16 protein-coding genes are annotated in these 22832 nt (G+C 65.7%); 5 read left to right on the forward strand and 11 right to left on the reverse strand.

The window, feature by feature from the left end; all coding sequences use genetic code 11:
* Positions 1–3: 3 nt before the first annotated feature.
* Positions 4–1599, reverse strand: coding sequence for a peptide chain release factor 3 (locus tag L1965_RS04610; RefSeq protein WP_235755235.1), 1596 nt, complete (start codon positions 1597–1599; stop codon positions 4–6).
* Positions 1600–1866: 267 nt separating this feature from the next.
* Here L1965_RS04610 and L1965_RS04615 point away from each other — a divergent pair, with 267 nt between their 5' ends.
* Positions 1867–3333: a hypothetical protein gene (locus tag L1965_RS04615; RefSeq protein WP_235755236.1), complete on the forward strand. Its 1467-nt coding sequence runs from the start codon at positions 1867–1869 to the stop codon at positions 3331–3333.
* Positions 3334–3345: 12 nt separating this feature from the next.
* On the opposite strand, the gene L1965_RS04620 is transcribed toward L1965_RS04615, so the two are convergent.
* The 6 genes from L1965_RS04620 to L1965_RS04645 form a co-directional block, all read right to left on the reverse strand.
* Positions 3346–5016 carry a formate--tetrahydrofolate ligase gene (locus L1965_RS04620; protein ID WP_235755237.1) on the reverse strand — a complete coding sequence of 557 codons (1671 nt, stop codon included), beginning with the start codon at positions 5014–5016 and terminating at the stop codon, positions 3346–3348.
* A gap of 58 nt (positions 5017–5074) precedes the next feature.
* The gene (locus tag L1965_RS04625) at positions 5075–5500 is read right to left on the reverse strand and encodes a universal stress protein (RefSeq protein ID WP_235755238.1); all 426 of its coding nucleotides are present in this window, start codon (positions 5498–5500) and stop codon (positions 5075–5077) included.
* On the reverse strand, positions 5493–8321 hold the full coding sequence (locus tag L1965_RS04630) for a TRAP transporter permease (RefSeq protein ID WP_235755239.1): 2829 nt from the start codon (positions 8319–8321) through the stop codon (positions 5493–5495). The genes L1965_RS04625 and L1965_RS04630 overlap by 8 nt, the downstream gene beginning before the upstream one ends.
* Before the next feature lie 89 nt (positions 8322–8410).
* A complete protein-coding gene (locus tag L1965_RS04635; RefSeq protein ID WP_235755240.1) occupies positions 8411–9382 on the reverse strand; it encodes a TAXI family TRAP transporter solute-binding subunit in 972 nt (323 codons plus the stop codon).
* 202 nt (positions 9383–9584) lie between these two features.
* On the reverse strand, positions 9585–10916 hold the full coding sequence (locus L1965_RS04640; RefSeq protein WP_235755241.1) for an aspartate aminotransferase family protein: 1332 nt from the start codon (positions 10914–10916) through the stop codon (positions 9585–9587).
* A gap of 186 nt (positions 10917–11102) precedes the next feature.
* The gene (locus L1965_RS04645; protein ID WP_235755242.1) at positions 11103–11708 is read right to left on the reverse strand and encodes a uracil-DNA glycosylase family protein; all 606 of its coding nucleotides are present in this window, start codon (positions 11706–11708) and stop codon (positions 11103–11105) included.
* A gap of 171 nt (positions 11709–11879) precedes the next feature.
* Between L1965_RS04645 and L1965_RS04650 the strand changes: the two genes are divergently transcribed.
* Genes L1965_RS04650 through L1965_RS04665 form a run of 4 tightly spaced genes read left to right on the forward strand, consistent with a single transcriptional unit; the run spans position 11880 to position 16453 of the window.
* A complete protein-coding gene (locus tag L1965_RS04650; RefSeq protein ID WP_235755243.1) occupies positions 11880–12533 on the forward strand; it encodes an ABC transporter ATP-binding protein in 654 nt (217 codons plus the stop codon).
* Entirely contained in the window at positions 12517–14280 is a 1764-nt protein-coding gene (locus L1965_RS04655) for a capsule biosynthesis protein (RefSeq protein ID WP_235755244.1), read from the forward strand. Before L1965_RS04650 ends, L1965_RS04655 begins: the two co-directional genes overlap by 17 nt.
* On the forward strand, positions 14277–15119 hold the full coding sequence (kdsA, locus tag L1965_RS04660; protein WP_235755245.1) for a 3-deoxy-8-phosphooctulonate synthase: 843 nt from the start codon (positions 14277–14279) through the stop codon (positions 15117–15119). Before L1965_RS04655 ends, kdsA begins: the two co-directional genes overlap by 4 nt.
* The gene (locus L1965_RS04665) at positions 15116–16453 is read left to right on the forward strand and encodes a mechanosensitive ion channel family protein (protein WP_235755246.1); all 1338 of its coding nucleotides are present in this window, start codon (positions 15116–15118) and stop codon (positions 16451–16453) included. The genes kdsA and L1965_RS04665 overlap by 4 nt, the downstream gene beginning before the upstream one ends.
* 160 nt (positions 16454–16613) lie before the next feature.
* On the opposite strand, the gene L1965_RS04670 is transcribed toward L1965_RS04665, so the two are convergent.
* The 4 genes from L1965_RS04670 to L1965_RS04685 all read right to left on the reverse strand — a co-directional run bounded on the left by L1965_RS04670 (position 16614) and on the right by L1965_RS04685 (position 22712).
* Positions 16614–17762: a GNAT family N-acetyltransferase gene (locus L1965_RS04670; protein ID WP_235755247.1), complete on the reverse strand. Its 1149-nt coding sequence runs from the start codon at positions 17760–17762 to the stop codon at positions 16614–16616.
* Positions 17763–17965: 203 nt separating this feature from the next.
* A complete protein-coding gene (locus tag L1965_RS04675) occupies positions 17966–18721 on the reverse strand; it encodes a glycerophosphodiester phosphodiesterase family protein (protein ID WP_235755248.1) in 756 nt (251 codons plus the stop codon).
* Positions 18721–19176, reverse strand: coding sequence for a RidA family protein (locus L1965_RS04680; protein WP_235755249.1), 456 nt, complete (start codon positions 19174–19176; stop codon positions 18721–18723). The genes L1965_RS04675 and L1965_RS04680 overlap by 1 nt, the downstream gene beginning before the upstream one ends.
* Positions 19177–19259: 83 nt before the next feature.
* On the reverse strand, positions 19260–22712 hold the full coding sequence (locus L1965_RS04685) for a chromosome segregation SMC family protein (RefSeq protein WP_235755250.1): 3453 nt from the start codon (positions 22710–22712) through the stop codon (positions 19260–19262).
* Positions 22713–22832 lie beyond the last annotated feature (120 nt).

The following is a 22832-nucleotide window of genomic DNA, read 5'->3' on the forward strand; positions in this document are numbered from 1 at the left end:
GCCTCAGACCATCATTTCCTTGGTCGCGGTCAGCTTCAGCTCGGGGTGATCGCGCTCGATCCGGTCGATATCCCACTGCAGGCGCGTCATGAAGACCAGATCGCCGTCGTGGTCCTGCGCCATGTGGCCCTTGTTGGCGTTCGCAAATGCCTCGACCTTGTCCCTGGGGCCGCTGACCCACCGCGCACTGGTGAACTGCGAGGCTTCAAACCGCACCGGGATGCCGTATTCCAGCTCGATCCGGCTGGCCAGGACCTCGAACTGCAGCGCCCCGACCACGCCGACAATGAAGCCAGAGCCGATCATCGGCTTGAAGACCTTTGCCGCGCCTTCTTCCGCGAACTGCATCAGCGCCTTTTCCAGATGCTTGGCCTTCATCGGATCGGTCGCGCGCACCGATTGCAGCAACTCTGGCGCAAAGGACGGAATTCCGGTGAACCGCAGCGGCTCTCCCTCGGTCAGCGCGTCGCCGATTCGCAGCTGGCCATGATTGGGGATGCCGATGATGTCCCCGGCCCACGCCTCTTCGGCCAGCTCGCGATCCGCCGCCAGAAACAGCACCGGGTTGCTGACCGCAATCGACTTCTTCGACCTGACATGGGTCAGCTTCATGCCGCGCTCGAAATGCCCGCTCGCCATACGGACGAAGGCGACTCGGTCCCTGTGCTTGGGGTCCATGTTGGCCTGCACCTTGAAGACAAAGCCGGTGACCGGAACTTCCTCGGGTGCGATCTGGCGCTCGGCTGTGGACTGGGGTTGCGGCGGCGGGCCATAGCTGCGGATGCCATTCATCAGTTCGCGTACACCGAAGCTGTTGATCGCGCTGCCGAACCAGATCGGCGTCATGTGGCCTTCCAGAAACGCGTTGCGATCGAAGGCGGGCAACAGCTCGCGCGCCATCTCGACCTCTTCACGCAGCTTTTCCAGCAGTTCCGCGGGGACGTGATCCGACAGCCCGGGGTCATCAAGGCCATTGATCTCGATCGATTCGGCGACCTTGTTCCGATCCGCACGGTCCATCAGCTCCAGCCGGTCGTTCAGCATGTCGTAACAGCCGATGAAGTCGCGCCCGACCCCGATCGGCCAGCTGGCCGGCGCAACGTCGATCGCCAGATTTTCCTGAATTTCGTCTATGATTTCAAATGTGTCCCGGCTTTCCCGGTCCATCTTGTTGCAGAAGGTCAGGATCGGCAGATCGCGCAGGCGGCACACCTCGAACAGCTTGCGGGTCTGGCTTTCCACGCCCTTGGCGCCGTCGATCACCATGATCGCCGCATCCACCGCCGTCAGAGTGCGGTAGGTATCCTCGGAGAAATCGCTGTGGCCGGGCGTGTCGACCAGGTTGAACCGGTATCCGTCGAAATCGAACGACATCGCCGAGGCCGATACGGAAATTCCGCGATCCTGTTCCATCTTCATGAAGTCGGACCGCGTGCGACGCGCTTCGCCCTTGGCGCGCACCTGCCCGGCCATCTGGATGGCGCCGCCATAGAGCAGGAATTTTTCGGTCAGCGTGGTCTTGCCGGCGTCGGGATGCGAGATGATCGCAAAGGTCCGGCGGCGAGCGATTTCGGGCGGAAGTTCGGGGCGGTTGTTCATGGATGCGCATTTACCGTGCCGGGGCGCCTTGCGCAATTGGACAAGCGGCCGGGACATCGCAACAGACCTTGCGGCCTCCATCCGCTCGAAAGAATGAACATGTCGATAAATTTCCACAGCTTTAAAAATCTAATAGAATAGCGGCGGGACGGCAGTTGCTTTCCCGACAGAAGCGCGGAAACTGTCATGAAACCGGATCATATCGTTTTGCTTCCATGACTGGGCCGATCCGCCCGGCCCTACCGGCTCGAACTGGGTTGAATCACGATGCCACTTGATGCCCCCTATCAGCAGTTGATGCGGCTCCTGTCCGTCCGCGCGCTGGAATGGGTCCGCCAGCGAGTGATGGATCTGCCGGATCCGATCGCGCCGGATCACCCGGCGATCGGTGCGCTTGCCGGGGCGGGCCTTGTCGCACCGGCCCTGTCCGGGTTCCGAGGATGCACGTCTCCGCTGGAGGAAATTGCTTCGCGTCGCATGACGCTGCCGCTGGTCCAGGCAGCATCCGAGGCCGTCCTCGCAGGTCGCGGGGGGTCGGCGCATCGGGAACTGGTGGTCGCCGGCCGGCTGGTGGCAGGCGATGACCCGCTTTGGCAGATGGCCCGCCGCGCGCTGACGGATGATACGACAGCCAATGTGCATGACCGCCTCGCAACACGGTCTCGTGACGATGCCGGCCTCATGGAGCAAGCCGAAGCGGTGGTTCGCAGGCCGATCCCCGACGAGGTTGTGTGTGCCGCAGCGATCGACAGTTTCGCGCGCGTCCTGATGCAGCTTTATCGTTTCGGTGAACAGCGCCCGCGTCTGAGCCATCCCCGCATCTACGGCGAGGCCTTTGCGAAGGCGCTGCGCTTCGCCGACTGGGCGCGGCACAGGGGCGATGTCACGGCAATGTCGCAGATGGTCTTCTGCCTGCGGCTGATCGATCCCGGTCACGACGTCACCGAACTGATGGCCGAGGTGATTGCCAGCCAGCGCCCAGACGGGTCTTTCCCGTGCAAGACGGGCTATTCGACGGCGGATCAGGATTTCCGGACAGGCGCCGTGCCGACACTGGCCGCGCTGGCCGCGCTGCATATCGCACAGACAGGCGGATGGCAGCCCGTGCGCAGGGGCGCCCGACAGGACCGCCCCCTGAGCGCCGCATTGTCGCGCTTCGTGACGGCGATCCTACCCTCTGCCGACGCGTGGTGCGCCGGTCTGGACCCCGATGACTGCCTTGATCTGGCAGCCGGCCTGACCCGCGTGACGGGCGAAAACTGGTTCCTTCGCGGCGGACTTCGGCGGCACCCCGTCCGCCGCGACCGGTTGGCTCGGCTTGCGCTGGCCGTGTTCCCGGACTTGAACGCCACCCGACTGGCGCGCGACATGCTGGACATCAACGGCGGATGGCCCGCTGGATGGCGCGCCGATCCGGCATTGCGGGCGCTGCGCGGACTGCCCGTGACCCTTGGCGACGCCGCGGACGTGGCCCTGCTGGCGCGCTGGTCCCAGGCCGCCGCGAGAAACGATCCAGCAGAGTTCGATCTGTGCTGCCAGCAGGCATTGCTGTTCAGAAACGGCCGCGATTGCGATTCGCTGCATGCCGCCGCCCTGAAATACGCCCATCAGGCCGTGCTGTCGGCGGAAACGCCGCAGGGCATCGCGCCGCGCGACGCGGCTGCGCATCTGTGCCGCTTGTCGCGGGCGGCACAGCTTTTCGAAGCCGACCCGATGCTGGTTGCCGCCGCCTGAGCGGACAAGCGCTCAGAACAGCCCCTCTATCTGTCCGTCGGCGTCCAGCCCGATCGATTCCGCGGCCGGATGGGGCGGCAGGCCGGGCATGGTCATGATCTCGCCGCAGACCGCGACGACGAACCCCGCCCCGGCGCTCAGCCTGACCTCGCGCACCGGGATGACATGGCCATCGGGCGCGCCACGCAACGCGGGATCGGTGGAAAAGGAATATTGCGTCTTGGCGATGCACACCGGCATGCCGCCGTGCCCGGCCTCTTCCCATGCCTCAAGCTGATCCCGCACGCCGGCTGCGGCCTCGGCATGCGCGGCGCGATAGATCCGGGTGCAGATCGTCTCGATCTTCTGCCACAGGGACATCTGATCGGGGTAGAGCGTATGGAAATCGGCCTGGCCGCTTTCGGCCAGCGCCACGACCTCTTGTGCAAGCTCCTCGGCGCCGGCACCGCCCTCGGCCCAGTGCCGCGCCACGATCGCCTTGACGCCGTGCCGCGTGCAGTAGTTCTTCAGTGCCGCGACCTCGTCCGCGCTGTCCCCGTCGAAGTGATTCAGCGCCACCACGACCGGCAGCCCGAAACCGTGCAAATTCTCGATATGGCGGCCCAGATTGGCGCAACCGGCCGTGACGGCCCGGACATTCGCGGCGGCCAGGTCGGGCCTGGCGACGCCGCCATTCATCTTCAGCGCGCGAATTGTGGCCACCAGCACGACGGCCGCCGGCGCCAGCCCGGCGAGGCGGCACTTGATGTCCAGGAATTTCTCTGCCCCCAGATCGGCGCCGAAGCCGGCCTCTGTCACCACATATTCCGACATGGCCAGCGCCGCGCGGGTCGCGATGACGCTGTTGCAGCCATGCGCAATATTGGCGAACGGTCCCCCGTGGACCAGCGCCGGATTGTTCTCCAGTGTCTGGACCAGGTTCGGTTGCAAGGCATCGCGCAAGAGGACGGTCATTGCGCCATCGGCCTTGAGGTCGCGGGCCGTGACCGGCCGATGGTCGCGTGTATAGCCGATGACAATCCGGCCAAGCCGGAGCTGCAGATCGGCCAGGTCGCGCGCCAGGCACAGGATCGCCATCACCTCGGACGCGACGGTGATGTCGAAGCCGGTCTGGCGCGGAAACCCGTTCGAGACGCCACCCAACCCCAGCGCCATGTCGCGCAGCGCCCGGTCATTCATGTCCATGACCCGCCGCCACGTCACACGGCGGGTATCGATATCCAGGTCGTTGCCCCAGTAGATATGGTTGTCGATCATGGCGGCCAGCAGATTGTGCGCCGAGGTGATCGCGTGGAAATCGCCCGTGAAGTGAAGGTTCATGTCCTCCATCGGGACGATCTGCGCGTAGCCCCCGCCCGCCGCGCCGCCCTTCATGCCGAAATTCGGCCCCAGGCTCGCCTCGCGGATGCAGATCGTGGCGCGCTTGCCGATGCGGTTCAGGGCGTCACCCAGTCCGACGGTGGTGGTCGTCTTCCCCTCACCCGCCGGTGTCGGGTTGATGGCAGTCACCAGAACCAGCTTGCCGGGATCGCGGCCACGCAGCCCGACAAGCGCGTCATGGGTGATCTTTGCCTTGTCATGGCCATAAGGCAGGATGTCGGTCAGTCGCAGTCCCAGACGGCCCGCGATATCGGCGATGGGCAGCTTGGACGCCTGCCGGGCGATGTGGATGTCAGAGGTCATGTTCGCGAACCTGCCTGCTCGTGGCCAGCCGGGCAAGGCCGGTCTTGCACAGGCAAGCCTATCGGACGATCAGCACCGACACCGGAGAGTGTCGCACGACCGAATTCGCCTGGCTGCTGATCAGGAAGCTGCGCAGCTCATCCGGCTTGTGGCTGGCCATCACGATCAGGTCGGCGCCCACCTCCGCGGCCGATTTCAGGATGGTCTCCGAGATGTGACCATGCCCGACATGCGTGACGACCCTGATCTTCTCTCCGACCTGGGCGGCGGCAAAGCTGTCCAGAGCGACCTTCATGTTGTCGAGCGCCTTGATCTCGAACCCTCTGGGAAGGAAGGTCGCCACCATGGAGCTGCCTATGTCGGGAACGATCCCCAGCAAATGGAGGGTCCCTCCCTCGGCGACCAGGCCCTGCGCTTCGCCAAGCGCCTTCGACCAACTGGCCTCGTGCTCCAGGTCAATGGGCAGAAGGACGTTCTCATGCATGGCTCAGCCCTTTCTCTTTACCGCGCGGCTGTCCCTCGTTCGGGTCAGCGCGGCGACGTTGCAGCCAGACCAGACCCGCGAGCAGCAGCGCCACCGGAATATAGATCCAGTATTTCGACGGCGCAGGTGCCGGCGCGCGGACCAGCAGGATCTTTTGGTCCCAATCCAGGCCGGCGGCCTGTCCCGGGCTGTCGAAGGCCACGTTGTCGATCACGACATCGTCTCCGGTCTGAACGGTCTCAACCCCCAGCGCCGCCAGGCGCTCGGCGCCGTCGGCACCTTGCGGCACCGAGATGAGGGCGGTGAATTCGATCGGGTCACCAACATCGTTCAACCCCGCGACACGCAACCGCAACGGCGATCCGGGAGGGGAATCGGCAAGGGCCTGCTCGAACTGTGTCGCCGGAAGGTCCTCATAGGGCGGGTAGATATAGTTCATGAAGAACCCGGGCCGGAAGATCGCAAAGGCGATCAGCAGCAGCAGCGCCGATTCCCAGATCCGGTTTCGCACGATGAACCAGCCCTGCGTCCCGGCCGCGAACAGAAGCATTGCGATCGTGGCCGTCACGAACACGAAGATCCCGTGTATCCAGTCGACATTGATCAGCAGCAGGTCGGTGTTGAAGATGAACAGGAACGGCAAGGCCGCCGTGCGAAGGCTGTAGAAGAACGCGATGACCCCCGTGCGGATCGGGTCGCCACCCGAAACGGCGGCTGCCGCGAAACTGGCAAGGCCGACCGGCGGCGTCACATCCGCCATGATCCCGAAATAGAAGACGAACAGGTGCACGGCGATCAGCGGCACGATCAGGCCGTTCTGCTGACCCAGGGTCACGATGACCGGCGCCAGCAGCGCCGACACGACGATATAGTTCGCAGTGGTCGGCAGCCCCATGCCCAGGATCAGCGACAGCACCGCCGTCAGCAGCAGGATCAGCATCAGGTTGCCGCCCGACAACACCTCGACCACGTCCGCCAGCGCCGAGCCGACACCCGTCTGGCTGACCGCGCCGACGATGATCCCGGCAGTGGCCGTGGCGATGCCGATGCCGATCATGTTGCGCGCGCCCGAGATCAGGCCGTCGACCAGGTCGTCGAGACCCGAACGGAGGGCGGATATCGTGGTGCTGTTACCCGTCCGGTCCACACCGCGCAGCATCACCATCAGCGGGCGCTGGGTCAGCAGAATGAAGATCATGAACGCGGTCGCCCAGAAGGCCGAAAGGCCCGGCGAGAGGCGATCCACCATCAGCGCCCAGACCAGGACGACGATCGGCAGCAGGAAGTGCAGCCCCGATCGCACGGTCGGGCCGGGCATGGGCAGTTCTGTCACCGGCTCGTTCGGATCGTCCAGCTCAAGCGGCTCTTCGCGCGACGCCACGAACAGCAGCGCGACATAGGCGACGGTCAGCAGAGCGAAGACCACAAAGATCGCGCTTGCGCCGAAGGTCGGACGAATCCAGCCCATCGTGAATTTCAGCAGGAACGCCAGGATGCCGATCGCGACGATCCCGAAAAGGAAGCCGATCAGGCGGCGGATCAGAGGTCCAGGAACATAGGCGCGCGGAAGGCCCTGCATATTGGCCTTCATCGCCTCGAGATGGACGATGTAGACAAGCGCGATGTAGCTGATCGTCGCCGGAACGAAAGCGTGCTTCACCACGTCGAAATAGGGGATGCCGACATATTCGACCATCAGGAAGGCGGCGGCGCCCATGACAGGTGGCATGATCTGACCGTTGACCGAGGAGGCGACCTCGACCGCGCCGGCCTTTTCGGAACTGAACCCGACCTTCTTCATCAGCGGGATGGTGAAGGTGCCGGTGGTGACCACGTTCGCGATTGACGAACCCGAAATCAGGCCGGTCATGGCGGAACTGACCACGGCGGCCTTGGCAGGCCCGCCGCGCATGTGCCCCATCAGCGAGAAGGCCACCTGGATGAAGTAGTTTCCGGCCCCGGCCTTGTCCAGCAGCGCGCCGAACAGAACGAACAGGAAGACGAAGCTGGTCGACACGCCAAGCGCGATCCCGAAGACGCCCTCAGTGGTGATCCACTGGTGGTTCACCACCTCGGCCAGCGAGTTGCCCTTGTGCGCGATGATACCCGGCATGTAGGGGCCCAGGAAGGTGTAGGCCAGAAAGACCGTCGCCACGATCATCAGCGCGGGACCAAGGCTGCGGCGCGTGGCCTCTAGCAGCACCAATATCCCCACGACCGCGACGACATAGTCCTGCATGATCGGCGCGCCGATGCGCGTGCTGATCGAGTCGTAGAAGAAATAGATGTAGAGGGCGGCCGCGGCGGAAACCAGCGCCAGCGCCCATTCCCAGGGCGGCACCCGTATTTTCGGGCTGCCCAGCAGGATTGCCGCGACCACGGCCAGGCCGGCGATCGGCATCCACCAGACCGGGACACCGGTTTTCGATCCGATCATGAACAGGATCGTCATCAGGATCGGGATCGAAACGCCCAGAACCAACTGGAACGGCGTCCGCTCGGCCGGATAGGCCATAAAGGCCAGGAAAATCGCGAAGGCGAGGTGGATCGAGCGCGTCTCGGTGTCGTTGAGAACGCCGAACCCGACCATGAACGGAATGGGTGATGCAATCCACAGCTGGAACAGGGACCAGCACAGCGCGGTGATCAGGATAAGCTTGCCAACCGCGCCAGGAGGCGTTCGCGCGCCGGTGTCGGAAGAGGCGACAAGGGCGTCGATCTCTTCCTGAGACAGCCCGCCATGTCCCGCAGCCTCCATCTCGACCGCGCTGGCCTCGAACTGGTCGGATTCCCTGCGCTGGTTCTTGTCTTTCTCGCTCATCGCGTCACCCCCTGTTGCTGGGCATTCTTATTCTATCGCAGATGAAAAAAGGGCGGCCCTCGGCCGGGCCGCCCTGGTCTTGTGCCGGATTATTCGATCCAGCCTTTTTCCTTGTAATACTTCTCGGCGCCCGGATGCAGCGGAGCGCTGTTCCCCTCGGTCACCATCGCCTCGGGCTCGAGATTGCCGAAGGCGGGATGCAGGCCCTTGAAGCGGTCGAAATTGTCGAAGACGGCCTTGACCACCTCATAAACCATGTCGTCCGGCACGTCGGCCGAGGTCACGAAGGTCGCCTTGACGCCAAAGGTTTCGGTGTCCTCATCCGTGCCGGCATACATGCCGCCCGGAATGGTCGCCTTGGCGTAGTAGGGGTTTTCCTCGATCAGCTTGTCGATTTCCTCACCCGTCACCGGCACCAGATTGGCCTCCACCGTCGAGGTGGCCTCCTGGATCGAGCCGTTCGGATGGCCGACGGTGTAGACGATTGCATCGACCTTGTTGTCGCCCAGAGCCGCGGACTGTTCGGCAGGCTTCAGCTGCGAGGCCAGCGAGAAATCGCCCATCGACCAGCCCTTGGCATTCAGCACGACCTCCATCGTGGCCAGCTGGCCCGACCCCGGATTGCCGACATTGACCCGCTTGCCCTTGAGATCGTCAAAGCTGGCGATGTTGGCGTCCTTGCGCGCCACCACCGTGAACGGTTCGGGATGGACCGAGAAGACGGCGCGCAGATTGTCGAATTTCTTGTCGCCCTCGAACTCTTCAGAGCTGCCGTTATAGGCGTGATACTGGATGTCGGACTGCGCCACGCCCATGGTCATGTCGCCGGACTTGATGGCGTTGACGTTGGCGACCGACCCGCCGGTCGACGGCGCCGTGCACTTGATGCCCGTGGTCTCGGTGTCGCGGTTCACCAGACGACAGATCGACTGGCCGACCACGTAATAGACGCCGGTCTGACCGCCGGTACCGATGGTGATGAAACGATCTTCCTGCGCGGCGGCGGCGGTCGCACCGGCGGCGAAGGCGGTCGTGAGAAGAATCGATTTGAGCTTGTTCATGCGGCTAGCTCCCTTTGACTGTTGCTTTTGCATTTTCTTCATCCTGCACCGGGGCGCAGGTTGGCGGATACGGTAGCGTAGTGGCCCGTTTTGGCAATCCCAAATCCGATTGCCCGCAATTCATATTTTTTTTCAGCAACTTGCGGCGACTTCACCGCCATGCGACGCGGCGAATCCGGCATCGACCCGTTTGCGCGCCGCCTCAGCTGCCCGCTGGAAGAACCTCGTCCATCGCGCCGGCCAGACGATCCACGAGTGCGGTCATCTCGTCCTCGGATATGATGAAGGGCGGCGCCAGCAGGATGTGGTCGCCGTGCTTTCCATCGATCGTGCCCGACATCGGATAGCAGATCAGCCCGCGCGCGAAACTGGCCTTCTTCAACGCTGCCGCGATCTTTCGCGAAGGATCGAAGGGGGCCTTGCTGTCCCGGTCCGCGACGATCTCGATGCCCCGGAAAAGCCCCCGTCCGCGGATATCGCCGACATGGGGATGCTGGCCGAACCGGGTCTGCAGCGCCTCTTGCAGGGCGGCCCCCTTCTTCTGTACCTGCGGCAGCAGCCCGCGATCAAGGATGGCGCGGACCACGGCCAGCCCCGCCGCAGTGGCGACGGGATGGCCGATATAGGTGTGGCCATGCTGGAAAAAGCCACTGCCCTGCGCGATGGCGTCATAGATCGCCGTGCTGACCAACATGGCGCCGATCGGCTGATACCCGGCCCCCAGACCCTTGGCGATGCACAGGATGTCGGGCGCGATGCCGTCCTGCTCGCAGGCGAAAAGCGTGCCGGTCCGGCCCATGCCGCACATCACCTCGTCCAGAATCAGCAGGATGTCGAACTCATCACAGATCTCGCGGATGCGCTTGAAGTATCCCGGCACCGGCGGGACCGCGCCCGACGTCGCGCCGACCACCGGCTCGGCCATGAAGGCCATCACGGTTTCGGGCCCGACACGCAGGATTTCCTCGCGCAACGTCTCGGCCGCCCGGATGCCGTATTCCTCGGCCGTCTCGGTTTCGGCACGTTCCCGATATTCATAGCAGGGGGCGATATGGCTGACATCCAGCAGCAAGGGCCCGAATTGCTGTCGGCGCCATTCATTCCCGCCTGCAGACAGCGCACCGATGGTGTTGCCGTGATAGCTTTGCCGACGGGCGATCAGCCTGGAGCGATCGGGCTGGCCTTTCTCGACCCAGTATTGACGCGCCAGCTTGATGGCGGCCTCGGTCGCCTCGGAGCCGCCACTGACGAAATAGACTCGGTCCAGATCCCCCGGTGCGTGAGCGACCAGCAGGTCGGCCAGCGCCTCGGCGGGCTCGCTGGTCAGAAAGCCGGTATGCGCGAAGGCAAGCTTGTCGAGCTGCGCCTTGATCGCCTCGGTGACCTGCGGATCGCCGTGACCAAGGCAACTGACCGCCGCGCCTCCGGAACCGTCCAGATAGCGATTGCCGTCCGAATCGATCAGCCAGACCCCCGCGCCTCCGACAGCGGTCGGGAGTTGGGCGTGGCAATTGCGCGGGAACACATGTGACATGGCAGGGATCCTGAGTTTCGGGTAAGGCAAGAATGTCCCGCGGACCGGCAAGATTAAACCCCCCATCAACAAGACGCGGCGTTTGCACCACCGGACGGACGCCGAAACGCCGATCGCTTCCGTCGGAAATGCAGGTTCCCGCGCGGCCATTCCGTCACACGCGCGTCCCGCTCTGCCGGCGGCAGATCAGACGGCTTGGACGGCTTGCCCGGGCCGGCCCAGCTCGTCCGCGACCGCCCCGCGCAAGGCTGGCACAAGCTCGGCCTCGAACCAGGGATTGCGGCGCAGCCAGGCTGTGTTGCGCCAGGACGGGTGTGGAAGTGGAAAGGTCAGGGGGGCATGCTCGCGCCAGTTCCTCACCGTCGACGTGACATCGCGCGAACCCAGATGCCAGCGCATGGCATGGCCGCCGACCAGCAGCAACAAGCGCGGTTTCAGCATGGCCATCACCCGGTCTCGCCATGTTTCGGCGCACACCGCAGGTGGGGCCAGGTCCGCGCCGCCTGCGTCATATCCGGGAAAGCAGAAGGCCATCGGGACGATCGCCACCCGCTCGCGATCATAGAACGTCGTTTCGTCCACCCCCATCCAGTCGCGCAGGCGGTCGCCGGACCGGTCGGTGAAGGGCCGCCCGCTTTCATGGACGCGCATTCCCGGCGCCTGCCCGACGATCAGGATCCGGGCGCTGGCATGGAACCAGACAACCGGCCTTGGCTGATGCGAGGTGGCCGTCGCAGCAAAGCGCGCAGCGCAGATGCGGCAGGACGCGATCTGATCGGCAAGTCCGGACATCCAGAACATCTAGTGAAAATGCCGCGCGAAAGAAGGGTGCAGACTCACGATTTATCAGGCATTGCGGAACCAAACTGGACAGTGATGGGGCGTCAGCCTATGGTCCGGCAGGTTCTGTCGGAGGCCCGGCATGGCGGCCGGACAACGCGTGACGGATGGTAACGAACAGCCATGCTGGAATTCGACAATGTCTCGAAATCCTTCTGGACCGGGACGCAGCGCAAGGTGATCCTCGACCGGGCCTCGTTCCGCGTCGAACTGGGCAGTTCACTTGGCATCCTGGCCCCGAACGGCACCGGCAAGACGACCCTGATCAACATGATGTGCGGTCTGGAAAAACCCGATGAGGGCACGATCCGGCGCGATTGCCGCATTTCCTTTCCGCTGGGGTTCATGGGTGGCGTCGTCTCGAAGCACTCCGCGAACGAGAATTCGCGCTACATCGCGCGGATCTACGGGCTTGACCCGGACTATGTTTCGGCCTTCACGCGCTGGCTGACCGACATCAAGGAATATTTCGACATGCCCGTGGGGACCTATTCCTCGGGGATGCGGCAGCGGTTTACCTTTTCGCTGCTGCTGGCGCTGGAATTCGACATCTACCTGATCGACGAGGGAATGCCTCAGACCACCGATGTGGAATTCAACCGCAAGGCCGGCGAGGTTCTGTTCGAAAGGCTGCGGAACTCGACGGTCGTGATCGTCTCGCATCAGCCCAAGACGATCGAAAAGTTCTGCCGGCACGCGGCGATCATGCGGGACGGAAAATTGTACATGTTCGAGTCACTCGACGAGGCGAAACAGTATTATGACTACACCGCCTAAGGCCCGCAGATTTCATCTGTCTCCGTCGGAATCGGTCCGCCCCGCGACCGATCACGGCGCGGCGGAGAAGCCATCCTCCAGCCCCGCGCCCAATGTCCGGATCGAAATCCGAAAGAAGGCCGACCTTCCGCCGCATTTCGGTCAGGGTCCGGCCGATCCGGCCCGAACCGGGGCCGCGACGCCAGCGCCGCGGGCCGACGATCTGCGCGAACGGCTGAAGCTGACAGACCCGATCGACGACGGTTTTCCCGACCTCGGGAAACCGGCCGCCGAACCGGAAAACCCCGATCTGAACGCCCGGTTGCAGGCGATCCGCGCCGAGCAACTGACCGAGCGGCAGTTGCGGATCGCGCGCCGGATCGCCGCGCTGCACCAGATCGAGGTGTCCTCGGACGAAGAGGCCGTGCTGCGCCTGCGCGAGCGCGGCATCGACCCCTCGCACCGGGCCGCGCTGAGCCAGATCCTGGCAACCGAGGGCAGCCGTGCGCAGGCCGAACCGGCCCGCAACACGCCCGCGGTCATCGCTCCGCAATCGAAAGGCACCGATGTCGGCCCGGTCCGTCCGCCGCTGCCCTCGCGCGAGGCGCTGGCCGAGGATCAGCGTGCCGCTGAAATCTATCTGATCCAGCGCGACATCGCCCGCCGTCGCCGCCGGCGGATGACAATGCTGGCGCTGCGATTGCTGTTCTTCGTTGCACTGCCGACCGCCATCGCCGGGTGGTATTACTTTCGCGTCGCCACGCCGCTTTACGCGACCTTCTCGCAATTTCAGATCCAGATGGCCGAGAGTGCCGGCTCAGGCGGGATGGGCGGACTGCTGGCCGGGTCGCAGATGGCGACGAACCCGGATTCCGTTGCGGTGCAAAGCTATCTGACCTCGCGCGACGCGATGCTGCGGCTGGATGCGGACAAGGGCTTCAAGCGGGCCTTCCAGGATCCCTCGGTGGACCCGGTCAAGCGGCTTGCCCCCGACGCCACGAACGAGGCCGCCTACAAGGTCTATCTGGATTCAGTGAAGATCGGCTATGATCCGACCGAGGGGATGCTGGACATGGAGGTGATCGCCCCCGATCCCCGGCTCAGCCAGGAATTCTCGCTGGCGCTGATCGACTACGCCGAGGAACAGGTCGACCGCATGACCTCGCGGCTGCGCGACGACCAGATGGACGGCGCGGTCCGGAACTACCAGGATGCCGAGGACAAGGTTGTTGCCGCCCAGCGGCGCGTGCAGCAGCTGCAGCAGGAGCTGGGCGTTCTGGACCCGGTCGCGGAAGGCACCGTCATCATGAACCAGATCGCCACGCTCGAAGGCCAACTCAGCCAGAAACAGCTTGAACTGGGGCAGCTTATGGCGAATTCACGCCCCCAGCAAAGCCGCGTCGAGACCGTGCGCGGCGACATCGCCCGGCTGCAAGAGATGATCGCCACCACCCGACTTCAGCTGACCCAGGGCAACGACACGCGCAGCTCTCTGGCCGCGGTCACGGGCGAATTGCGGATCGCCGAAAGCGACCTTGCGACGCGGCAGGAACTGCTGGCGGCGGCGGCCGCGCAGATGGAAACGGCGCGGATCGAAGCCAACAAGCAGGTCCGCTATCTGTCGCTGTCGGTCGCCCCCGTTCCGCCGGACGAGGCGACCTATCCAAGGGCCGTCCAGAACACACTGGTCGCCTTTTTGATTTTTTCGGGGATCTACCTCATGTTGTCCCTGACCGCTTCCATCTTGCGAGAACAGGTATCCACATGACCACACCCCGCCACGTCCGCATCGGCGATCTGACCTGCGGCAACGACCTTCCGCTGACGGTGATCGCGGGCCCCTGCCAGCTTGAGACCCTGGACCACGCGCTGATGATCGCCGAAAGGATGGCCGAAGCCTGCGCGAAGGCCGGCGCAAGCTTCGTCTTCAAGGCCAGCTACGACAAGGCGAACCGCACTTCGATGAAAGGCCGTCGGGGCGTCGGCATCGACGAAGGGCTCGAGATGCTCGCAACCGTGCGCCAACGTCTTGGCTGCCCCGTGCTGACCGATGTCCACGACGCCGAACAGGCCATCCTTGCCTCCGAGTCGGTCGATGTCATCCAGATTCCGGCCTTTCTTTGCCGCCAGACCGACCTGCTGCTGGCAGCGGGCAGGACCGGTGCGGTCATCAACGTCAAGAAGGGCCAGTTCCTGGCGCCCTGGGACATGCCCAACGTGGCCGAAAAGGTCGCCTCGACGGGCAACCAGAAAATCCTTCTGACCGAACGCGGCGTCAGCTTCGGCTACAATACGCTGGTGGCGGACATGCGATCGATCCCGATCATGGCGCGCACGGGCTACCCGATCGTGATGGATGCGACCCATTCCGTCCAGCAGCCCGGTGGTCAGGGCGGGTCCTCGGGCGGGCAGCGTGAATTCGCGCCGGTGATGGCGCGCGCCGCCGTGTCGCTTGGCGTGGCCGCCGTCTTCATCGAAACCCACGAGGATCCAGACAAAGCACCCTCGGACGGCCCGAACATGATCCCGCTGGACCAGATGACGGCGCTGGTCGCCACCCTGATGCGCTTTGACGCATTGGCCAAGGCAGAACCGATCATGGCATGATGCGGGGCCTGCTGCTCGTCCTGCTGCTCGTCGTCGGCGCGGGCCTGGCGGGCCCGGTTCAGGGGCAGGTCGGCGGCGATGGCGCGACGGCACCCAGCGGCACCATCTCTGTCCAGAACAATGCCTCGACCGACCTGGCGATCCGAAACCGCATCGACAGCATGCTGAAGCAGGTCGCAGCCTTCGATTCCGTGCGCGTGCGCGTGGATGCGGGCATCGTCACTCTGACCGGCGAGGTCACCGAGCAGGACACGATCGACCGACTGAACACGCTGGTCGCGCGCGTGGACGGGGTGGTCGCCATCGAGGATCAGGTGGCTTTGTCGACCGATATCAGCTTGCGACTGGAATCGGTGCGCGAAAGGTTTCTGCAGCGGCTTAACCAGGTCGTCGCCGGTCTTCCCTTCGTCTTCCTTGGGCTGCTCGTGGGCACCGCCATCGTCCTCATCGGCGGCTGGCTGTCACGTCGCAGAAAGACGCTGGCGCGAATTGCGCCCAACCCTTTCATCGCCGACTTCATGGCGCAGTCGATCAGATTGAGTTCCTGGGTGGTCGCGCTGGTCGTCGCGCTGGACCTGATGGAGGCGACGGCATTGCTGGGCACCCTGCTCGGCGCCGCCGGCATCTTCGGCCTGTCACTGAGCTTTGCCGCGCGTGACACGATCGAGAATTTCGTAGCGACGATCATCCTGTCGCTCCGCCAGCCGTTCAGTCCCGACGATCTGATCGAACTTGCCGGTCAACGCGGCCGCGTGATCCGGCTGACCAGTCGCGGAACAACGCTTCTCACGCTTGACGGCAACCATATTCGGCTTCCAAACCAGATCGTCTACAAGGCGGTCCTGACGAACTATACGCGCAACCCCGAGCGCCGCCTTCTGGTCGATCTCACCGTGGATCCGGTCGCCGATCTGGACAGGGCGCGCGATCTGGTCCTGCGCACGCTGGCCGCGATGGATTTCGTCCTTCCTCGTCCCGAGCCCGTCGCATGGATCGAGGCCTCGGGAAACGAATTTCTCGTGATCCGTGCCGGCGCGTGGGTGTCGCAGGACGGGACCGATTTCGATCTGGCGCGGGGCGAGGTTTTCCGGCGCTTGCGCCAAGCTCTCGACGCGGCCGGATACGGCATCCCCGAACCGATCCACCGCATCCGGATCGAGGGCACCGAAACGGGTATCGAAGCGCCCGTGCCCAGGCCTGTACCCGCCGAGCCCGCGCCGGAGGCGACACCATATGACGTCAGTCCGGATTCTGCGTTCGAGCAGTTGGTGGATCGCGGGCGTGTCGATGACGGCCGGAACCTGTTGCGGCCCGACCACAAACCGACCAGCTGACCGGGCCTTGGATTGCCAAGGCCAGGCCGCCCCGTCAGGACCGCGCGACGCTGATCTTCGTCCATCCTGCACGACTGCGATAGACATGGCGCAGTTGCTGGTGACCGCCGGTTCGACCTCCACGAACCGCAGGCAAGGCAACCCGCCCTGGTCTGCCCGCTCACGAATCGGTGGGCGCGTTCGATTTGCGAAACGGACCCCAGTCGGTCAGTGTCGCGATCTCATCGCCCATCGCTGCTCGCTCCTGCTCCAGATAGCCCGACAGCGCGCGCATGAACCCCGGGTCCCGAACCCAGTGCAGCGAGTGGATCGGGGCCGGCAAATAGCCGCGTGCCAGCTTGTGTTCGCCCTGCGCCCCCGCCTCGACGCGCGACAGGCCATGTGCGATCGCATAGTCGACGGCCTGATGATAGCACAGCTCGAAATGCAGATAGGCATGATCCTCGACGCAGCCCCAGTAACGGCCATAGATCGCGTCGGGCCCTATGAAGTTCAGCGCGCCCGCGATCGGTTGTCCGTCCCGTTCGGCCAGCACAAGCAGCACGTCGTCGCGCATGGTCCGGTCCACGCCGTCAAAGAAGGCGCGGGTCAGATAGGGCGTGCCCCATTTGCGGTTGCCGGTGTCCTGATAGAAGCGCCAGAACGCATCCCAGTGCTCGGGCCGCAGCGCGTCCCCGGTCAGGTGCCGGATCGTTCCGCCGAAATCCTGCGCCCGCTGCCGTTCCTTTCGCAGCGCCTTTCGCTTGCGCGAAGAAAGGTCGGCCAGGAAATCGTCATAGCTGCCATAGTCGCGATTGAACCAATGGAATTGCTGGGTGACGCGTGGCAGAAAACCCGCCGCCTTGCCCAGTGCGGCCTCTTCGCCGGTGCAGAAGGTGACATGGACGCCCGATGCTCCGCCGCGCTCGGCCAGCTGCGTCATGCCGGCCAGCAGCGCCCGTTGCACGCCGGGTTCGGGCGACAGCAGACGCGCGCCCGTTGCGGGCGTGAAGGGCACGCAGGATTGCAGCTTGGGATAATAGTCGCCGCCCGCCCGCATATAGGCCTGCGCCCAGGCGTGATCAAAGATGTACTCACCCTGGCTGTGCGATTTCGCGTAAAGCGGGGCGGCGCCGACGATCTGTCCGTCTCTCTCGATGGTCAGGTGAAGCGGCTGCCAGCCTGTTCCCGGTCCGACCGATCCCGAAAGCTCGAGCGCGTTCAGGAAGCGATGCGAGGTGAAGGGATTGCCGTCGCCAAGCGCGTCCCATGTCTCGGGCGCGATCTCGGCGATGGCGGAATGGGTGGTCAGTGTCAGCGGCGCGCTCATGGGACCAGGCCAGGGACCTGCGCGCGCAGTGGCAGCGCGGCCTGGCTCACGATCGCCTCGGCTGCGGCGATCTGCCGGCGGCGCCCGCGCCCGCAGCGAAGTGGACCGATTTCCGGTCTGCGTTCCCCCCCGCAGGGGTCCGGGGGTGTGAGCCCCCCGGCCACCGCCTGCCCGCAGGGCAGGCAGCGTTGCATCCGCGCGGTTCAGACATCGGGGCGGTATCCCTCGAAGGTGATGTTGTCCGCGACCTCCCGCGCGGCGGTCTCCTGCTCGGCGCTGCGGACTGTCCAGCACAGGACCGGGACGCCCTGCGCCTTCAGCGCATCGACCCGCAGATTGGCCAGATCCTTTCTGTCATGCGAGATGAAGCACGCGCCGGTGTCGGGAAAATCGTCGATATCGGCCAGGCGGCGGCGGGTTTCTGCGTCCAGTGCTGGCCAATCCTCGGCCGGAAACCCGCACGAGGTGATCCCGACCGGGATCTCTGGTGCACGCTCGTGAAATGCCTTCACCACATGCGGGTTGAAGGACATCACAGCGACCGGCCCTTCATAGGCTTTCAACTGGTCGGCGACATGCCGGTGCAGATCGCCGATATGCGGCCCAAGGCGCCCATCCTGATCCTTGATCTCGATCAACAGCGGCACGCGCCCCTCGACCAGCCGCAAGAGGGCGGCCAGTGTCGGGATCGTCTCGGCGCTGGTCAGCAGCCGCCGTTCGGCCAGTTCGTCGGAGTCGATATCCGCGATGAAGACCTCCTCACCCGCGAGGCGGGCCAGATCGTAATCGTGAAACACCATGGGCACGTCGTCCGCCGCCGGCTGGACGTCGATCTCGATTCCATAGCCCGCTTCGATCGCGGCCTGTGCGGCCGCGAGGCTGTTTTCGGGTATGTCCTTCCCATGCAGACCGCGATGGGCGATCGGGATGCGGATGAATTCGGACGGCAGGGCGGCCATCAGGCGACCTCGAAGATCGCTTCGATCTCGACTGCGACGCCCAGAGGCAGGGACGGTGCCGAGACGGCCGCGCGCGCATGGCGCCCGGCATCGCCAAAAACTTCGACCATCAGATCAGAGCAGCCGTTGATGACCTTGGGCTGGTCGGTGAAATCGGGGGTGGAATTGACGAAACCCGTCAGCTTGACCACGCGCTTGACCCGGTCCAGATCGCCCACAGCGGCTTTCAGCTGCGCAATCAAGGACAGGCCGCAGCGCCGCGCGGCCGCCGCCCCGGCCTCGACCGACAGGGCCTCGCCCAGCTTGCCCTTGATCAGACCGTTCTCGTCCGCACTGATCTGGCCGGACACGAAGATCAGGTTGCCGCTTTTCACGAACGGCACGTAATTCGCCGCCGGGGCGGGCGCGTCCGGCAGGGTGATGCCTTTTTCGGCCAGGGTTGCGTCGATGCTCATCGGATGTCCTCATCGGTCAGGGCCGTCCGGCATCGCATCCCGGACGGCGGTCGGGATTCGCGCGCAGCCTAGCGCGGGGCGGATCAGGCGACCAGAGCCTCGGCGCGTTTCAGATCGACGCTGACCAGCTGGCTGACCCCCTGCTCGACCATCGTCACGCCGAACAGCCGGTCCATCCGCGCCATCGTCACGGCATGATGGGTGATGATCAGGAACCGCGTCTCGGTCTTGCGTGTCATCGCGTCCAGCAGGTCGCAGAAGCGGCTGACATTGGCGTCGTCCAGCGGCGCATCGACCTCGTCCAGCACACAGATCGGCGCAGGGTTGGCCAGAAACACCGCGAAGATCAGGGCCAGCGCAGTCAATGTCTGCTCGCCCCCCGACAGCAGCGACAGCGTGGACAGCTTCTTGCCCGGCGGCTGGCACATGATCTCGAGCCCGGCCTCCAGCGGATCGTCGGATTCGACCAGCACCAGCCGCGCCTCGCCGCCACCGAACAGGGTGGTGAACAGCGTGGTGAAATTGCCGTTCACCGTCTCGAAGGCGGTCAGCAGACGTTCGCGGCCTTCGCGATTCAGGCTGCCGATCCCGGCGCGCAGCTTGCGGATCGCCTCTTCCAGATCCGTCTTCTCGGCGGCAAGCCGGTCACGTTCCTCTTCCAGTTCGCGCTTGTCCTCGTCAGCCCGCAGGTTCACCGCCCCAAGCGCATCCCGCTGGCCGCGAAGCCGGGCGATCCGGTCCTCCAGCGCTGAGACCGCGATGCCGGTGTCGGTGTCGCCAAGGCTGTCCAGAAGCGCCTGCGGCGTATCCTCGCTGTCCTCGTGGATGCGAAGACGGGCGGCAGCCTCGCTGTCGCGGGCGGCTTCGGCGCGCGCCTCGCGGGCGGCGCGGATCTCGCGCGCCTCGGATGCGGCGCGCTCGGCGTCGCGCTCGGCATGGGCGGCTGCGCGCGCCGTCTCGTCGGCCAGGGACAGCGCATCGCGGGCGGCGGCAAGGCGCCGGTCGGCCACGACCTCGCGCTCTGTCAGGCTGTCGCGCCTTTGGGCGAGGATCGCAGGCTGCGCCTCGGCCGCTTCCAGCTCGTCAGCAGCACCGTCCCTCCGCGCGGCCAGCTCGGCGGCGCGCGTGCCGGCCTGTTGCAGGCGCAGCTTCCAGCCGGATTCCTCCTTGGCGATTTCCTGCAGCCGCCTGATGCGGGCATTCCCTTCGCGCCGCAATTCGTCCAGCGCGGCCCGGCGGGTCATGGTTGCGATCCGCGCGGCCTCGACGCCGGTGCGGGCGTTTTCCACGGCGGCGGCGGCATCCGCTTTGTCGGGCAGATCCGCCAGGGCGCGTTCAGCCTGGCCCAGGCGACCGTGCGCATCCTGGGCATCAGCGCGGTGGCGGGCAAGCTCGCCCCGTGCCGACTCCAGCCGGCTGCTGGCCATCGACAGATCCGATTCCGCCCGTGTCGCGGCCCGCGACGCATCCGACAGCAGCCGCTCTGCCTCTCGCCGCGCATCGCGGGCGGATTTCTCGTTGCCCGAGGCTTCGGCCAGGCAGGCCCTGGCGGCATCATGCCTGTCGGCGGCCACCGCAGCGCGGGCCTCGGCCGCCTCGGCCTGTCCGGCGATCTCGTTCAACTGGTTGACCTTCTGAAGATGCAGGGCGGCCGACGACGACGCCTCGCCCGCCATGACCCGCATTCCGTCCCATCGGAACAGATCGCCCGCGGGCGTCACGAGCCTCTGCCCGGGCGCCAATCCCGCCTGCATCGCGGCACCGGTCGCGACGTCGGCGACCCAGCCGACCTGCGACAGCCTGCGCGACAGGGCGTCCGGACCCGCCACCTGAGCCGATAGCGGCCGCGCCCCTTCGGGCAGGGGTTGCGGCGCGTCCCAGCCCGGCAGCGCATGCCAGCCGGTTTCGCCATCCTCTGCCAGACCGGCCCGCAGATCGTCGCCAAGCGCGGCACCGAAGGCATTCTCGAAACCCTTGCTCACCTGCACCCGGTCCAGGATCGCCTTGCCGCCCGAACGGCCACGGTCCACCAGCCGCCGCAGCGCAGCCATCTCGGCGGCAAGCGCGCCGTTTTCGCCCTCGGCCTCGGACCGGGCCGCGCGCGCCGACGCCTCGGCGGACTCCGCCTCGGCGCGGGCGGCCTCGGCTTCGGCAAGGGCATCCTCGGCGGCTTCGGCGCGATACCGGGCGGCCTCCTGCGCCTCTTCGGCCGCGCGCAGCGCATCTGCGGCGGCGTTGCCGGCCTCGGCTGCGCGGGCCGCGTTGCCTTCGGCTTCGGCGGCGGCGCGTTCGGCCCGGTCTCGCATCGCGCGAAGATCGGCGACCAGCCTGTCGGCAGATTGGTGCCGCGCCGCCAGCCGCGCCGATTCGTCGGTCAGCTCGGCCAGCCGCGCCTCGACCTCGCGCAGCGCGTCTGCAGCTTCATCCGCCTGCGCCGCCGCGATGTCCAGACGGGCCTCATGCCCCTGCCCGGCCTTTTCCAGTTCGGCCTGCTCCCAGGCCAGCCGCTCCACCACCTCGCCCGCGTCGCGGTTCAGGGCGTCCTCGCGCTCGATGTCGCGGTCGAGTTGTGCGATCCGGGCGACGAGGCCGCGCACCTGTTCGGCCGCGCGCGCCTCGGCCTCGTCCAGCGCCTCGCGCTCGACGACCAGCCGCGAGAGGATCGCCGCGGCGACCTGTTCCTCCTCGCGCAGGGGGGGCAGTGCCGCGTCCGCGGCCTCGCGCAGCGACGCCGCCTGCCGCGATGCCGCCTCGGCCTGGGCTGCGGATCCCAGGGCATCGGCCAATGCGTCGGCCGCAGCCAGCCGGGCGGCCTCTGCCTCGGCCCAACGGCGATACAGCAGCACCCCCTCGGCCAGCCGCAGGGAAGCGCCGAACTCGCGATATTTCGCGGCCGCGCGCGCCTGGCGCGCAAGGCTGGCCGCCTGCGCCGTCAGCTGCTCCAGCGTGTCATCGACGCGCGTCAGGTTGTTTTCTGCCCCGTTCAGCTTCAGTTCGGCCTCGTGCCGGCGCTGATAGAGGCCGCTGATTCCAGCCGCCTCTTCCAGGATGCGGCGCCGGTTCTTGGGCTTGGCGTTTATCAGTTCGCTGATCTGCCCCTGACGGACCAGAGCCGGGGAATGGGCGCCGGTCGAGGCGTCCGCGAACAGCATCTGCACATCGCGCGCCCGGACATCCTTGCCTCCGATCTTGTAGGCAGAGCCCGCGTCGCGCGTGATCCGGCGCACGATATCGAACCGATCGTCGTCGTTGAAGCCCGCCGGTGCCAGCCGGTCGCGGTTGTCGACCGTCAGCATGACCTCTGCGTGGCCGCGCGCGGACCGGCGCGATGTGCCGGCAAAGATGACATCCTCCATGCCCTCGCCACGCATCGCGGTCGGGCGATTCTCGCCCATCACCCAGCGCAGCGCCTCGAGCAGGTTGGACTTGCCGCAGCCATTCGGACCGACGACCCCGGTCAGCCCCTCACGGATGACCAGATCGGTCGGGTCCACGAAGCTCTTGAAGCCATTGAGGCGAAGCCGGTCGAATCGCACCTTGGCGCTCCGTCTTGTTCTGCTCGGTTAGCGGATTGTTGCCGCGCCACCGCAACAAGTCAACCGAAACGCCATATATGGCCTCAAGCGAGCGCGCATCCACAAGATGCGCGCGTGTGC

The organism is Paracoccus salsus, assembly GCF_021556615.1.
In the GTDB taxonomy this organism is placed as follows: domain Bacteria; phylum Pseudomonadota; class Alphaproteobacteria; order Rhodobacterales; family Rhodobacteraceae; genus Paracoccus; species Paracoccus salsus.

Bases quoted from the DNA above. Each gene is read 5' to 3' on its own strand.
- L1965_RS04615 (WP_235755236.1), top strand. From the start codon at position 1,867: ATGCCACTTGATGCCCCCTATCAGCAGTTGATGCGGCTCCTGTCCGTC.
- L1965_RS04620 (WP_235755237.1), bottom strand. From the start codon at position 5,016: ATGACCTCTGACATCCACATCGCCCGGCAGGCGTCCAAGCTGCCCATC.
- L1965_RS04610 (WP_235755235.1), bottom strand. From the start codon at position 1,599: ATGAACAACCGCCCCGAACTTCCGCCCGAAATCGCTCGCCGCCGGACC.
- kdsA (WP_235755245.1), top strand. From the start codon at position 14,277: ATGACCACACCCCGCCACGTCCGCATCGGCGATCTGACCTGCGGCAAC.
- L1965_RS04635 (WP_235755240.1), bottom strand. From the start codon at position 9,382: ATGAACAAGCTCAAATCGATTCTTCTCACGACCGCCTTCGCCGCCGGT.
- L1965_RS04650 (WP_235755243.1), top strand. From the start codon at position 11,880: ATGCTGGAATTCGACAATGTCTCGAAATCCTTCTGGACCGGGACGCAG.
- L1965_RS04640 (WP_235755241.1), bottom strand. From the start codon at position 10,916: ATGTCACATGTGTTCCCGCGCAATTGCCACGCCCAACTCCCGACCGCT.
- L1965_RS04670 (WP_235755247.1), bottom strand. From the start codon at position 17,762: ATGAGCGCGCCGCTGACACTGACCACCCATTCCGCCATCGCCGAGATC.
- L1965_RS04675 (WP_235755248.1), bottom strand. From the start codon at position 18,721: ATGGCCGCCCTGCCGTCCGAATTCATCCGCATCCCGATCGCCCATCGC.
- L1965_RS04665 (WP_235755246.1), top strand. From the start codon at position 15,116: ATGATGCGGGGCCTGCTGCTCGTCCTGCTGCTCGTCGTCGGCGCGGGC.
- L1965_RS04625 (WP_235755238.1), bottom strand. From the start codon at position 5,500: ATGCATGAGAACGTCCTTCTGCCCATTGACCTGGAGCACGAGGCCAGT.
- L1965_RS04680 (WP_235755249.1), bottom strand. From the start codon at position 19,176: ATGAGCATCGACGCAACCCTGGCCGAAAAAGGCATCACCCTGCCGGAC.
- L1965_RS04630 (WP_235755239.1), bottom strand. From the start codon at position 8,321: ATGAGCGAGAAAGACAAGAACCAGCGCAGGGAATCCGACCAGTTCGAG.
- L1965_RS04645 (WP_235755242.1), bottom strand. From the start codon at position 11,708: ATGTCCGGACTTGCCGATCAGATCGCGTCCTGCCGCATCTGCGCTGCG.
- L1965_RS04655 (WP_235755244.1), top strand. From the start codon at position 12,517: ATGACTACACCGCCTAAGGCCCGCAGATTTCATCTGTCTCCGTCGGAA.